Annotated in this window: 14 protein-coding genes and 1 tRNA gene; 10 read left to right on the top strand and 5 right to left on the bottom strand. The window is 68.2% G+C overall.

Annotated features, from left to right (window positions below):
• The first annotated feature begins 3 nt into the window (after positions 1–3).
• Genes LPH33_RS14135 through LPH33_RS14145 form a run of 3 tightly spaced genes read left to right on the top strand, consistent with a single transcriptional unit; the run spans position 4 to position 2880 of the window.
• Positions 4–993, top strand: a complete 990-nt coding sequence (locus LPH33_RS14135; RefSeq protein WP_016691448.1) for a branched-chain amino acid ABC transporter permease — start codon at positions 4–6, stop codon at positions 991–993.
• A complete protein-coding gene (locus LPH33_RS14140; protein ID WP_229564978.1) occupies positions 986–2047 on the top strand; it encodes an ABC transporter ATP-binding protein in 1062 nt (353 codons plus the stop codon). Before LPH33_RS14135 ends, LPH33_RS14140 begins: the two co-directional genes overlap by 8 nt.
• Positions 2044–2880, top strand: a complete 837-nt coding sequence (locus LPH33_RS14145) for an ABC transporter ATP-binding protein (RefSeq protein ID WP_160876871.1) — start codon at positions 2044–2046, stop codon at positions 2878–2880. Before LPH33_RS14140 ends, LPH33_RS14145 begins: the two co-directional genes overlap by 4 nt.
• Positions 2881–2920: 40 nt before the next feature.
• Here LPH33_RS14145 and LPH33_RS14150 read toward each other — a convergent pair whose 3' ends face one another.
• Together LPH33_RS14150 and LPH33_RS14155 are read right to left on the bottom strand one after the other, a co-directional pair.
• Positions 2921–4252 (bottom strand): ABC transporter substrate-binding protein, encoded by a 1332-nt coding sequence (locus LPH33_RS14150; protein WP_016691451.1) that lies wholly within the window; start codon positions 4250–4252, stop codon positions 2921–2923.
• A gap of 186 nt (positions 4253–4438) precedes the next feature.
• Positions 4439–5053 (bottom strand): ANTAR domain-containing response regulator, encoded by a 615-nt coding sequence (locus LPH33_RS14155; protein WP_016691452.1) that lies wholly within the window; start codon positions 5051–5053, stop codon positions 4439–4441.
• 107 nt (positions 5054–5160) lie between these two features.
• Between LPH33_RS14155 and LPH33_RS14160 the strand changes: the two genes are divergently transcribed.
• The 3 genes from LPH33_RS14160 to lexA all read left to right on the top strand — a co-directional run bounded on the left by LPH33_RS14160 (position 5161) and on the right by lexA (position 6527).
• Positions 5161–5237, top strand: a tRNA-Leu gene (locus LPH33_RS14160).
• Between the two features lie 79 nt (positions 5238–5316).
• Positions 5317–5850 carry a hypothetical protein gene (locus LPH33_RS14165; protein ID WP_088898388.1) on the top strand — a complete coding sequence of 178 codons (534 nt, stop codon included), beginning with the start codon at positions 5317–5319 and terminating at the stop codon, positions 5848–5850.
• A gap of 14 nt (positions 5851–5864) precedes the next feature.
• Positions 5865–6527, top strand: coding sequence for a transcriptional repressor LexA (lexA, locus tag LPH33_RS14170; RefSeq protein ID WP_229564979.1), 663 nt, complete (start codon positions 5865–5867; stop codon positions 6525–6527).
• 12 nt (positions 6528–6539) lie between these two features.
• Here lexA and LPH33_RS14175 read toward each other — a convergent pair whose 3' ends face one another.
• Positions 6540–7373 (bottom strand): hypothetical protein, encoded by an 834-nt coding sequence (locus LPH33_RS14175; RefSeq protein WP_229564980.1) that lies wholly within the window; start codon positions 7371–7373, stop codon positions 6540–6542.
• A gap of 132 nt (positions 7374–7505) precedes the next feature.
• Here LPH33_RS14175 and LPH33_RS14180 point away from each other — a divergent pair, with 132 nt between their 5' ends.
• Entirely contained in the window at positions 7506–8132 is a 627-nt protein-coding gene (locus LPH33_RS14180; protein ID WP_229564981.1) for a hypothetical protein, read from the top strand.
• Between the two features lie 199 nt (positions 8133–8331).
• On the opposite strand, the gene LPH33_RS14185 is transcribed toward LPH33_RS14180, so the two are convergent.
• Positions 8332–8871, bottom strand: a complete 540-nt coding sequence (locus LPH33_RS14185) for a flavodoxin domain-containing protein (RefSeq protein WP_088898391.1) — start codon at positions 8869–8871, stop codon at positions 8332–8334.
• Positions 8872–9109: 238 nt separating this feature from the next.
• On the opposite strand from LPH33_RS14185, the gene LPH33_RS14190 reads away from it, so the two are divergent.
• Positions 9110–9982 carry a universal stress protein gene (locus LPH33_RS14190; protein ID WP_174247028.1) on the top strand — a complete coding sequence of 291 codons (873 nt, stop codon included), beginning with the start codon at positions 9110–9112 and terminating at the stop codon, positions 9980–9982.
• A 34-nt stretch (positions 9983–10016) separates the two neighbouring features.
• On the opposite strand, the gene ppsA is transcribed toward LPH33_RS14190, so the two are convergent.
• Positions 10017–12302: a phosphoenolpyruvate synthase gene (ppsA, locus tag LPH33_RS14195; protein ID WP_229564982.1), complete on the bottom strand. Its 2286-nt coding sequence runs from the start codon at positions 12300–12302 to the stop codon at positions 10017–10019.
• A gap of 129 nt (positions 12303–12431) precedes the next feature.
• Here ppsA and LPH33_RS14200 point away from each other — a divergent pair, with 129 nt between their 5' ends.
• Positions 12432–12980: a potassium channel family protein gene (locus LPH33_RS14200; protein ID WP_016696077.1), complete on the top strand. Its 549-nt coding sequence runs from the start codon at positions 12432–12434 to the stop codon at positions 12978–12980.
• 135 nt (positions 12981–13115) lie between these two features.
• Positions 13116–13769: an ATP-binding cassette domain-containing protein gene (locus LPH33_RS14205; RefSeq protein WP_229564983.1), complete on the top strand. Its 654-nt coding sequence runs from the start codon at positions 13116–13118 to the stop codon at positions 13767–13769.
• The last annotated feature ends 36 nt before the right edge of the window (positions 13770–13805 follow it).

The raw sequence follows: 13805 nt of genomic DNA on the forward strand, positions 1-13805 counted from the left end.
CCCATGGATATCGTTGCGGTACTCCAGGTTTCCTTCGCCCAGCTCATAGGCCCGTCGGCGATCTTCTACGCGCTGCTCGCGATCGGCCTGAACCTGCACTACGGCTACGCCGGTCTGCTGAACTTCGGCCAGATCGGGTTCGCGCTGCTGGGCGCCTACGGCGTGGGCATCATGACCGTCACCTACGACCAGCCGTTGTGGGTGGGCATCCTCGTCGGCCTCGCGCTGGCAGGCGTGCTCGCGCTCGTCCTCGGCATCCCCACCCTGCGTTTGCGGGCCGACTATCTCGCCATCGCGACGATCGCCGCGGCGGAGATCCTGCGCCTGGTGTTCCGCTCGACCGCGTCCGACTCGGTGACCGGATCCACCCGCGGCCTGTGGGGATTCGCCGACCCGTTCACCTCGCTGAGCCCGTTCGATTCGAGTCGCCAGTACAACCTGCTCGGTATGCGGTTCTACGGCGACGACCTGTGGGCGATGGTCGTCGGCTGGACCCTCGTGCTGTTGTTGTGCGGGCTGGTCTACCTCCTCTCCCACAGTCCGTGGGGGCGGGTCCTCGAGGCGGTGCGCGAGGACGAGGACGCCGCCCGAGCACTCGGCAAGAACGTCTTCGCCTACAAGATGCAGGCCCTGGTGCTCGGCGGCATGATCGGCGGTCTCGGCGGCGTCTTCAACGCCCTGCAGACCAAATCGATCAACCCCGACTTCTACTCGACCGCGCAGACCTTCTTCGCGTTCGGCGCGCTGATCCTCGGGGGTGCGGGAACGGTCTTCGGACCGGTGCTCGGCGCCATGGTGTTCTGGTTCCTGCTCACCCTCCCGGACGCCTTCCTCCGCCAGGCGATCGCCGGACCCGACCCGCTGCTCCCCCTCACCGAACAACAGGTCGGCGCGATGCGGTACGTGCTGCTCGGCATTCTCATCGCGGTGATGATGGTCTTCCGGCCACAAGGCATCCTGGGAAGCAAGCGGAAGGTGCAACTCGATGCCTGACACGATCCGACCCGACCCGACACCACCGCGCACGGTCCTCGGCACCGACGAACGCGCCGCACTGTTCGCCGGTGTCGACCGCACCCCCGGCGCCGCCAAACCCGACCCGATCCTCGTCGTCGACGATCTGTGCCGCACGTTCGGCGGCCTCAAGGCCGTGGACGTGGGCCATCTCGAGATCCAGCGCTCGTGCATCACCGGCCTGATCGGCCCGAACGGTGCCGGCAAGACCACCTTGTTCAATCTCCTCACGGGCTTCGACCGGCCCTACACGGGCACCTGGGCGATGGACGGCGTCCCGCTCGGCCGCCTCCACCCCCATCAGGTGGCGCGGCGCGGGATCGTGCGCACCTTCCAGCTCACCAAGGCCCTGTCGAAGATGACGGTCCTCGACAACGTCCGTCTCGGCGCCCGGCACCAGACCGGCGAGCGCATGGCCGGCGCACTGCTGCCGTGGACATGGCGCCGCCAGGAACGCGAGATCACCACGCGCGCACACGAGCTGCTCGACCGTTTCGGTCTGGCCACGAAGGCCGACGACTTCGCCGGTTCACTGTCCGGCGGTCAACGCAAGCTGCTCGAGATGGCCCGTGCGCTGATGACCGAGCCGACCGTCGTCATGCTCGACGAGCCGATGGCCGGCGTCAATCCGGCGCTCACGCAGAATCTGCTGGGACACATCAAGACCCTGCGCGACGACGGGACGACGGTGGTGTTCGTCGAGCACGACATGGACGTCATCCGCGACATCTCAGACTGGGTAGTGGTGATGGCGCAGGGTTCGGTGATCGCGGAGGCACCGCCGGACGCGCTGTCGTCCGATCCCGCCGTGGTCGACGCCTATCTCGGCAGTCACCACGACCAGGCACTCGAGTTCGACGACGAGGGCAATCCCGTGGGCGCGACCGCCGAACTCGCCGACGCCCTCGCGGACGCGGAGGCACAGACCCTCGAGGCCGGCGGTGATCTGTCCGACCCCGAAGCCGGAGGCGATCCGTCCGATCGCACTGCCACGTCCACGGACGCGACGGCCACGAGACTGGAGAAGCCGTGAGCGACAACATCCCTCCCGCGTCCACCACGACGACCACGGGGACGACGCCGGCGGAACGTGCCGCGACCCCGGAAGAACATGCCCGCCTCGCGACCGGCGCCCTCCTGCGCGCCGACGATCTCGTGGCCGGTTACTTCCCCGGCGTCGACATCCTGCGCGGCTGCAATTTCTACCTGCGCGACGGTGAGATCGTGGGCATCATCGGCCCGAACGGAGCCGGCAAGTCGACCCTGCTCAAGGCGCTGTTCGGCCTCATCCCCATCCGCAGCGGTACCGTCACGCTCGGCGGGGACGCGATCACCTCGGCGCCCGCGCACATCCTGGTGCGCAAGGGTATCGGCTACGTGCCGCAGACGCAGAACGTGTTCCCCTCACTGACCATCGAGGAGAACCTCGAGATGGGAATCTATCTGCGCCCGAAGGACTTCGAGAAGCAGTTCGAGCGGGTGGCGTCGTTGTTCCCCTTACTGGCCGAGCGCCGGAAGGTCAAGGCGGGGGCGCTCTCCGGTGGGGAGCGGCAGATGGTCGCGATGGGCCGCGCACTGATGATGGAGCCGTCGGTGCTGCTCCTCGACGAGCCGTCCGCGGGACTGTCGCCGATGTTCCAGGACGAGGTCTTCATCCGCTGCAAGAAGATCAACGCGGCGGGGGTGTCGATCATCATGGTCGAGCAGAATGCTCGTCGCTGCCTGCAGATCTGCGATCGCGGATACGTCCTCGACCAGGGCCGCAACGCGTACACCGACACCGGCAGCAATCTCATGCACGACCCGAAGGTCGTGGAACTGTATCTCGGTACCCTCGCCGGCAGCCGGGAGAAGCGGAAGGGGTGACCGCCCACCGGCGATCACCCCTTCGCTCACGACCTGCGGGTCACTCCCCCACCACGATGTAGTCCTCGGTGGTCAGGGTGTTGTCGGGGCCGAACACGAGTCGGCCGTACGAGCCCACGCCGGGTTCGCCCGCGTCCACGAAGGTGAGTTCGCCGGTGGCACCGTCGTAGTCGATGTCCTGATCCGCGCGGAGAAGGTCGAGGCACTGCTGGTAGCTGGTGCACTTCTCCCCGTCACGGGTCACCGAGTTGATGTTCGCGGCGATGTCCACCCCGGCGGTCGACCCTGCCTGTTCCGCCGCCAGCGCCGAGACGATCACGGCGTCGTAGGACTCACCGGCGTAGTTGAAGTCGATCAGGCCCGGGTCGACGCCGAGCAGTCGCTGCTGGAACTCCTCGCCGGTGTCGGTCAGCGGCGTGGTGCCGGCCATGCCGTCGAGCAGCCCTTCGGCGACGTTCTCGCCCAGCGCGTTCCCCATGTTGCCGTCGACGCCGAAGACCGCCATGCCGTCGGACGGGCCGATGCCCACCTCGTGCATGCGGGTGATGATCTTCGCCGACTCCTCGAAGCCGATGAGCGCCACGGCATCCGGTGCGAAGTTGGCCACCTGGTCGACCTCCGCGTTGAACGACTGCGCGTTGGGGTCGTAGATGATCTTCTGGATCTGGTCCTCCGGGATACCGGCGTCGACGAGGTTGTTCACGGTGTTCTCGGCGAGACCGGTGCCGTACGGGTCGTTCAGCGCCAGGATCGACACGCGCTGCGCCCCGTCCTCGGCGATCAGCTGCGCAAGGGCCTGCGCCTGGAGCACGTCGGTCGGGGCGGTGCGGAAGTACAACCCGCGGTCGGCGTAGCAGACGAACTGGTCGGAGGTGTTCGCCGGCGAGAACTGCACCACACCGGCACTGACGATCTTGTCGATCACCTTGAGCGAGACCGACGACGAGGCGGCACCGACGATCACCTGGGTGCCGTTGGCGAGATGCCGATCGACGGTGGTGTTCGCGGTGTCGGTCGTCGTGTCCCCGGAATCGCCCGGGAACAGTTCGACCGGCTGGTCGAGAACGCCGCCCGCGGCGTTGATGTCGTCGACGGCGAGCCGGACGGCAGCGACCTCCGGCGGTCCGAGGAAAGCGAGACTGCCGGTCTCGGGGAGAATCGTGCCGATCTTCAGCGGTCCCGTGGCGGGAGTCGCCCCTGCTGTGGCCTGCTGTGGTTCGCAGTCGGTCTCGACGGTCGTCGCAGCCGCCGACCCCTCGTCACCGGCCGACGTACCGGATGCCGAATCGTCGCTGTCCGAACCACACCCGGCGAGGGCGAGCGTCGCAGCACCGAGTACCGCTACGGCGCGGACCAGAGTCCGTCTTGCCATTCAACTCTCCTTCGAACGCCTGACACCGCATCCGGCGGATTCCGGATGTGGTCGAAACATAGCGGTCCGAAGCACCCCGCGAACCGGGCCGAAATCCTTGTGATACGACCGTTATCTGCAGGGCGGAGATTTGATGTGGCGGTAACGCGACGGGACGCCGTGAGCACGCGAAACCGGTTCGCGCGCCTAGCCGGAGGTGTCGTCTCCGAGGGTCTCGAGGACGACCACCGCGACCTGTTTCATGGTGGTGCGGCGGTCCATGGCGGCGCGCTGGATCCAGCGGAACGCCTCCGGTTCGGTCATGGCGTGCTTCTCCATGAGCAGTCCCTTGGCCCGGTCGACGAGCTTTCGGGTCTCGAAGCGCTCGTTGAGCCCCTGCACCTCGCGTTCGAGCTCGCGCAGCTCGGAGAAGCGGCTGACGGCCACCTCGATGGCGGGCACGAGATCGCTCTTCGAGAACGGCTTGACGAGATAGGCCATGGCACCTGCATCGCGGGCGCGTTCGACGAGTTCGCGCTGACTGAAGGCTGTGAGAATAACCACAGGGGCGATACGACGCTGCGCGATCTCGGAGGCGGCGTCGATGCCGTCGCGGCGCGGCATCTTGACGTCCATGATCACCAGGTCGGGCCGGAGCTCCTCGGCGAGTTCGACGGCACGCTGCCCGTCGCCGGCCTCGCCGACCACTTCGTAGCCCTCCTCGCGCAGCATCTCGACGAGATCGAGCCTGATCAGGGCCTCGTCTTCCGCTACGACGACCCGACGAGGAGTTGGTGTGCTGTCGTGCGGCGCGGAGGTCATGGTCGGGCCTTCCCCTCGGTACTGGCGGTCCCCGGTGCAGGGTGGAACGTAAGAAGGGTACCGGTGCGCGCCCGCTTCGCCCGATCCTCTACAGTGGTGTCCGCAATGCCCCCGTATCCCAATTGGCAGAGGAAACGGATTCAAAACCCGTCCAGTGTGAGTTCGAGTCTCACCGGGGGCACCACTTTTCGGCTCACGCCACACGGTCGGAGCACGCGTTCCGCATCCCGCCGATTCCCGCTCCGCTGTCGTAATGTTCCGGCGTGAGCATCTGGGTTCCTGTCGTCGTTGCACTCGTCACCGGGGTGGTGTCGTGGGCCGTCGTGCGCCTGTCACGCGAGCTGTCCCGCCGAAACCTCCGGACCCGGATCGCAGCCGATCTGGCCATCTACAACGGACTCGGCGACGAATTCCGGAAGCGTCCCCTGCGGGAGAGCGTCGACGCCCGGCTGTGGCAGCTCGCGGCCCAGTCGATGCCGTTGGCGCCGGGATCGCGCCCGAAACCCCGGATCCGCAGGATCCTGGCACTGATCGCAGTGGTACTCGTCGCCGTCGGAGCGCTCGTCTTCCTCGAACTCGTCCTGGGCATCCGGGAGGACGACTCGGCCCGGATGGCGCTCGCGCTGCTGGCCGGCGCCGTGGTCGGGTTCTCGATACCCGGTCTGTCCGCCGATCCGGCGGAGTTGCAGGAGCGGCAGCTCATCCGGGCGTTGCGGGAGCGACGGGCCATGGAGCAGCTGCAGAACGGGCAGAGTTCCTCCACCGGCACTCCCCCGGACCTGGCGGAGACCGCGTAGCTACGATTCTCCGGGTGACCGGTTACGACGAGTTCGACATGTTCGGGGGCCTCGACCCCGCGTCCCTGCCGCTGCGCCAGCAGCAGATCCTGGCCGCGATCCGCGACTGGATCGTCGCGGAGGGGTCGTCGCCGAGCACCCGGCAGATCGCCGAATCGGTGGGTCTGCGGTCGACGTCGACGGTCTCGAAGCATCTGAAGAGCCTCGAGGACAAGGGTTTCCTCCGCCGCGGCACCGGTGTGGCCCGACAGCTCGACGTGCGCCCCTTCCTCGGCGCCTCCGGTGGTGAACGGGCGTCCGACGACACCGTGACCGTGCCGGTCGTGGGCGACATCGCCGCGGGCGCACCGATTCTCGCCGAGGAGCACATTGACGACATGCTCACGCTCCCCCGCGATCTGGTCGGCTCCGGCACCGTCTTCGCACTGCGCGTGCGCGGTGACTCGATGGTCGACGCGGCGATCTGCGACGGCGACACCGTGGTGGTGCGGCGCCAGCACGAGGCCCATTCCGGTCAGATCGTCGCGGCGATGATCGACGGCGAGGCGACTGTCAAGGTGTATCGGCGCCGAGGCGGCCACGTCCACCTCGAACCGCGGAACTCCGCCTATCCCGTCCTCGACGGCGACGAGGCGGTGGTGCTGGGCACCGTGGTGTCCGTCATGCGCCGCATCTGATCCCGGTCGGGATCAGCCGCAGATCGGATCGGTGACGACCGGCGGGAGCCCGTCGAGGAGGTCCTGCGCGGGCGGCCCGAGAAGCGGATCGCCGGCGAGCCAGCCCAGCGGCGGGCAGTCCTGCAGAGAAGGGCCGGTCTCCGGTGCGGGCGGGGCCCCTTCGGTGAACGCGCCGAGGACGTGCTCGGAGAGCTGTCCTGCCGATCCGTAGGTCGACGCCGCGACCGAGAAATCGGGACCGAACGAGGCGGAGGCGTGGAACGAGCGGTCGTCGCTCCATCCCCACTTCGTGCCGATGACACCGGCGATCAGGGCCGTGCCGTAGTCCTGCGGGTAGCCGTCGGCCGCGGTGTCGTATGCGGTGGCCATCGCGGCGAGCACCGGCGAACCGGGATCGGTGCGCTTCTTCGTCTCGAGATAGGTGACCATGTCGTGCGTCGACGTGGTGCCCACACCCCAGTAGCCGGGCACGTGGGTGTCGGTGAGCCCGAACTCCGCCGCGGTCGACGAGATCGCCTGCGGGTACTTCGCGTGCAGGCGGTCGGCGATCGCATCGTTCGACGACCGGATCATCTCGGTCGCGTCGGCGTGGTCCGCGGGGTCGCCGTAGGTGAGGACGTACTCGGCCAGATACATCTTGACGATCGACACACCGGCGCGGGACTCGTGTTCGTTCGCGGTGCCGGCGCGCACACCGGTCGGGGTGTGCGCGAACGAGATCTGGGTACTGCTCGGAGCAGCGATCGCGCCGGTGTCGTCCACGATCGGCGCGGGCACTGCGGAGGCGATGTGACCGCCGAGGGCGGTGAAGGTGGCTACGGCGAGGGCTGTCGCAATCGGGCGCATGCGGACGGTTACCCCGAACCGGACGCACCGTAACGGCCGCGACCTGCACCCGGCCGTTCCTGTCGGTGCTCGCCACTACAGTTCGGCCGTCCGGGGATCGCTCCGGACCCAGCGACACGAAACGGATCCACCATGTCGATGCCTGCCACTCCGCCCACTCGTCGACCGTGCCGGCCGTCCGTCCCGGTGCGTCCCGCTCGCGGACCGAGCGCCCGGGTGATCGCGTGCCGGACGACGATCCCGTTCGGGCGCGACAACGACGGCACGCCCGTCTCGTGGGATCTGTCCGCCGGCCGACACCTGTTGATCCGACGCGACGAGCGCCGCTCGTCACCCAGTGTGTCGCTCGACCTGATCGCGATGACGACACTGACCGGCGGCACCCACGACCTGGTGGTCGTCGATCCGCACCGTCGTCATCGCTGGCTCGGTGGATCCGCCTCACTTCCCACGGGACCGTGTTGCTGGGCCACCACCGCCGACCAGATCACCGGCGTGGTCGCCGAACTCGACTCCCCGGTCGTCGGGCCGCCGCGCGTGCTGCTCGTCGCCGACCTCGCCGCGACGGTCGCGGCACTCGACGACGAGGGGCGCACCCGGCTCGCCCGGGTCGCCGCGGACGCACGCGAGCACCAGTTGCTGCTAGTCGCCACCACCGCCGACACGAATCCCCGCTGGTATCCCGAGGGGCTGATCGACGCGTTCGACGACATCGTCGCGCGACGGCACGAGGAGAGACCGTCCTTCGGCCTCCGATGATCGCTCGATCGGCCGAGGGAGTACTCGATCGACACCCGGCAGTACTCGATCGACACCCGGCAGTGCTCGATCGACGCCGAAAAAACTGATCGAACCGCCGCGATCGGCGCATTCGTCCTGGGGTGGTTCTTCGTCGTCCAACGCGCCGCCAGTTTCATCACCGATCCCGAGGGGACCCTCCGGACTCGGACGCACGCGATCAACCCTGATCACGCGGTGTTTCGACGAGACCTTCCCGGATCCGTTCCGTCCACGCGTCGACGTCGACCCAGTCCCGGGCATCGCCGTAGTGTCCGCCCATCAGCCGGAAGACGATCCGCCCGATTCCGGCCCAGTCGCCCGAAGCGATGACACCGGCGAAGAAACGGTGATCACGCACGTCGGCGACCGAACGGAGGTTCTGCACCGCCCGAGGTTCCGGGGTGACCCGCCGCAGATATGCGGCCACCCGGGGCGAGAGGATCGTGCTGGTCGCTCCGACCGACGAGACGGAGAACGCCCACACCGGTCGTCCTACCGGCTCGGCGCATAGCCGATGGATCGCATCGGAAGCCTCGGGGAGCCACTGGCCGTTGTGGATCGCGCTTCCGACGACCAGCGCCTCGTACGTTCGCACCGACGCGATATCGCCGAGCGCGCGGAGTTCCACGGCACCGCGGCTTTCCAGTCCCGCAGCGATGCGTTCGGCGATTCCCCGCGTCGACCCTCGGGCGGTCGCGTAGCCGATCAGGACGGACATGGCGGAGCCTTTCGGCAGTGGGTGACGGCGCCGGGTGCAGTCTCCAGTGTGAGGAACGGCGTGCGCGGCACACGAGAGTCTTCGGTCACTTCCTGCGGGCAGGTCGGGACCGTCGACTCTTGTGCGACCGACCGGTCCGAGCGTGTACTGGCAGGGTCCCGGAACGGCAGGATCCCGGAAACAGCAGTGTCCCGAAACGGCCGTGCCCGCAGCTCGGACAGGCAGCGAGGTGATCGTGATGACAGCACACCACCCCATCGTCGCCGGAGTGGACGGATCGAGAGCGTCCCTGCAGGCCGTGGGCTGGGCAGCTCGCGAAGCGGAACGTCGCCGGCTCCCGTTGTCGTTGGTCACCATAGTGTCGGTCCGCAACACCTTCGGTGTCCCGATCGGCATGCCCGCAGGATTCTTCGAGCAGGAGGAGTCCGAGGGACGCGACATGCTCCTCGACGCCGCCGAATACGCGCGCCGCGCGGCGCCCGAGGGTGAGCTGGACATCGAGACCCACCTGTGCACCGGTTCCCCGTCGCTCGAACTGGTGGACCGGTCGAAGTCGGCGTCGATGGTGGTGGTCGGAGCCGGAGACAACCGGTTCGGCTGGGAGCGATTCGGTTCGGTCAGCCGAGCGGTGGTGACGCACACGCACGCCCCTGCCGTGGTGGTCCGCAAACTGCCGCACGTCGACGTCAACGACATCTCCGGTCCTGTGGTCGTCGGCGTCGACGGTTCGGAGCACAGTGTGCGCGCGGTGTCCGCGGCGTTCGAGGAGGCTTCGCTGCGCGGCACCGACGTGGTGGCCGTCCACGCGTGGTCGGACCTCGATGTGCGCGGCCCGTTCCGATTCCGGATCGACTGGGACAGCGTGGAGAACAAGGAGCGGGCGTTGTTGTCGGAGAGTCTCGCCGGGCACGGCGAGGCGTTCCCGGATGTGCGGGTGTACCCGGTGGTGGTGCTGGACCAGCCCTCCCACTATCTTGCGTCGCACGCTGCCGATGCGCAGTTGCTCGTTCTCGGCCGTCGCGGTCGAGGCGGGTTTCCGAGCCTGATGCTGGGATCCACCACATGGGCGCTGCTGCACACGGTGACCTGCCCCGTGATGGTCGTCCCGTAGTGCGCGACCTACAGTCGGCGGTGATCCCCGCCGGTCACGTCCCGTCGCTCCGGGCGCGGTCGAGCAGGATGCGTTGTTCCGCTCGCGCCACCGTCCGTCTCGTCTGCGCCGCGGCGTCGGGCGCGACCGACACGGAGGTGATACCGCGCCGGACGAGATGTTCCGCGAGTTCGGTGCTCGTCGACACGGCCTGACCGCACAGCGACGTCGTCAGTCCCGCGGCCGAGGCCCGCTCGATGATGTGATCGATCGCGTCGAGCACCGCGGGGTCGAGGGTGTCGAACAGGTCCTTGCACACCTCCGAGTCCCGGTCCACCCCGAGCATCAACTGCGTGAGGTCATTGGTTCCGATGGACACACCGTGGATGCCGAGCTTCGCGTATTCCGGCAACCAGTAGATGACCGACGGGACTTCGGCCATGATCCAGCGCTGCAAGCGCTGGTCGGAGCCGAGCGGATGCCGGTCGAGTTGGGCGAGGCAGTCCCGCAGTTCCCAGCGGGTGCGCACGAACGGGATCATCAGGTGCACGTTCGGGTGCGCGCTCCGAACCCGGTGCAGCACATCGAGATCCAGGGAGAACAGTTCCGGATCCCGAATGTACCGGAAGCATCCGCGGTAGCCGATCATCGGGTTCTCTTCGTGGGGTTCGACCTCACCGCCCTCGAGGTCGGCGAACTCGTTGCTGCGCAGGTCGATCGCGCGGTACACGACCGGACGCGGTGCGAACGCCGCCGCGATCCGCGCGAGGCCACCCGCCATCTTCTCCACATATTCGTTGCGACGGCCCTGCGCGATCATGTGCGAGGGATGTTCCCCCGCGAGCGCTTCGGTGATCATGAACTCGGCGCGCAGCAGACCGACGCCGTCGACATCGGTCGCGGCGACCGCCTCCGCGGCGTCGGGGGTGGCGAGATTGACGTAGACCGCTGTGGCCGTGACAGTCTCGGCGGAGAGAGTCGATGTCGCCGGCGCGGAGGTCGTCGCCGCGGGCCGCTCGGCGGTGTGGACCGCCCCGTCGAATACCACACCGACGTTGCCGTCCACGGTGATCAGCTGCCCGTCGTGCAGATCGGTGGTGGCGGTACGTGCACCGACCACGACGGGCTTGCCGAGTTCCCGTCCGACGATGGCCGCGTGGCAGGTGATGCCACCGCCGTCGGTGACGATGCCGCCGGCGCGGCGCAGGATCGGCAGCCAGTCCGGCCGGGTCATCGGTGCCACGATGATCTCGCCGTCGCTCAGGCGCTTCCCGTCGACGAGTTCGTGCAGCACCCGCACGCGGCCGGTCACCGTCCCGGGGCCCGCGCCGAGACCGGTCAGCAACGGTCGTGCCTCGCCGTTGCCGGACGGGGCGGGAGCCGCCGGTTGGTCGAGTGTGGTGATGGGGCGGGTCTGCACGATCCACAACTCGTCGTCGGCGCACGCGAACTCGAGGTCCTGGGGGTGCCCGTAGTGTTCTTCGACTCCGGCGGCCAGCCGTGCGACGCGCAGGAGTTGCTCGTCGTCGAGGACCCGGGTGCGGCGCGTGGGGTCGACGGCGACGCGACTGTCCCCGCTGTCGGTGGAGGTGATGCGGAATTCCTGATGACCGAGGTGCACGTCGAGCACCTCGAAACCGTCCTTCGCCACGACGTAGGTGTCGGGTTCGACCTGTCCGCCGACGACGACCTCACCGAGACCGAGCGCTGCTTCGACGACGATGCGATCGAGTTCGCCTGTGCGCGGGTCGGCCGTGAACGCGACACCCGACGACTCGGACTTCACCATCACCTGGACCACCACGGCGATGGACGGTTCGTCGGTCACCCCGCGCAGCCCTCGGTAGGTGCGGGCACGTTCGGACCACAGTGAGGCCCAGCACGCCTGCACCGCGCGGATCACCGCGTCGGCACCGATGATGTTCGTGTAGGACTCGTGGATCCCGGCGAACGACGTGTCGGAGGCGTCCTCCGCAGGGGCGGACGACCGCACCGCGACCGGCACATCGGGACCGAGACTCTCGTAGGCGGAGACGATCGCCGCGCACATCTTGTCCGGGACGGTCGAACCCGTCACCAGAGCGGCGAGTTCGGCGGAGGTGCGTATCAGGGTGGCGTCGTCGATGTCGGGGGCGGGTACCGCCTCGGCCGCCAACCGGGATCGGACGCCGGCCGCCGCCATGGCGTCGAGATAGGCGTCGGTGGTGACGGCGAAGGCCGGCGGTACCGGAAAGCCTGCGCGGGTGAGTTCTCCGAGGTTCGCGGACTTGCCACCGACCGTCGGTGCGTCGGCGGCACCCACCTCCGCGATCGGTCGGACCCACAGTTCGTGTTCGGTCATCGACGACTCCCCACACTCCCGCCCCGCATCGACCTTTCGGGCCGGATCGGTTACTCGGTCTTCCCATCGTCGCCCCGGCCCGATCGATACCGTAGGGGCAAAGGTCATCATTCCGGGACGGGGACGACCGTGACCGATCCTCCGCGCACACCTGATCCGCGGGAGCGGAGACGGTTGATCCTGTTTGCGCTGGCGCGACCCGCGCTCACCGCGCTCGTGCTGGTCAGCGTGTATTTCTCCGTTCCCCTGGATCAGGTCACGGGCTTGTCCGACGTTCTGCTCCTCGTCGGGGGCGGTGTCGTGGTCCTGCTCGTCGGCGGGTGGCAGGTCCACAGGATTCTCGCCGCGGAGTATCCGGCGGTGCAGGCGATCGAGGCGCTCATCAGCGTCGTGTCCCTGCATCTCGTGCTGTTCGCGACCGTCTATCTGCGGATGTCGATCGTCGCTCCGGACAACTTCTCCGAGCCGCTGTCCCGCATCGATGCGATCTACTTCTGCCTGACGGTCTTCGCCACGGTGGGTTTCGGGGACATCTCCGCCGAGTCCGAGGCAGCGCGCGCCGTGGTGTCGGTGCAGATGGTCGCGAATCTGATCTTCTTCGCGGTCGGGATCCGGTTGCTCGCGGCCGCGGTGCAGTGGCGGCGGCGGCGGCGCAGCCGCGGTGACGACGAGGGGTGAAAGATCCGGGTTCGGTCCACCGGATTCCACGACTTCGCATTCCCACTGCAGGCTGCGGGGTGATCCTTGTAGGGATGCGACTGTAGGGATGCGACTGTAGGGATGCGACTCCACTGACGCCTGTCGGAGGCCGACATGTTGGATTGGGGAACCGTCGTCGTCGACAGCATCGTGTGGACGGCGAAAGCGTTTGCGATCACTGCCCTGGTCTTCGTCGCCGTGATCGCCGCGCTCGTGCGGTTCACACGTTGGGGTCGCCAGTGGTGGCGCATCGCCACGTCCTTCTTCGACCCGCGCAACGGCGCCGGCGGTCTCGTCCTGGCCGCGCGCGGTGAGGTCGACCGACCGACCGGGGACGGATTGTTCCTGTCCCAGCACCCTTACCTCCCGCTGGGCACCCTGCGCGATGCCGTCACCTATCCCCGCGCGGCGGATCACGACGACGCCGCGCTACGCACGGCGCTCGAGACCGTTGCGCTCGGGCATCTCGCCGAACGACTCGACACCGAGACCGACTGGGCGCGCACCCTCTCCCCCGGCGAACAGCAACGGCTCGGATTCGCGCGCATCCTGTTGTCGTCCCCGGCGATCGTGTTCCTGGACGAGGCCACCGCCGCGGTCGACGAAGGTCTCGAACACGCGCTGTACCGGACGATGCGGGAAGCGCTGCCGGACGCCGTGATCGTCAGCGTCGGGCATCGGAGCACTCTCGACGCCTTCCACGACCGCGTCCTCGAACTCCGCGGCGAAGGACGCTGGGTGGTCTCCGACCTGGAGAAGTCGCGATGATCCCCGCCATCGACCGTCGGTGCCGCGGTGTCGGAT

Origin of the sequence: Rhodococcus sp. RDE2 (genome assembly GCF_020885655.1) — a bacterium.
Taxonomy (GTDB): domain Bacteria; phylum Actinomycetota; class Actinomycetes; order Mycobacteriales; family Mycobacteriaceae; genus Rhodococcus; species Rhodococcus pyridinivorans.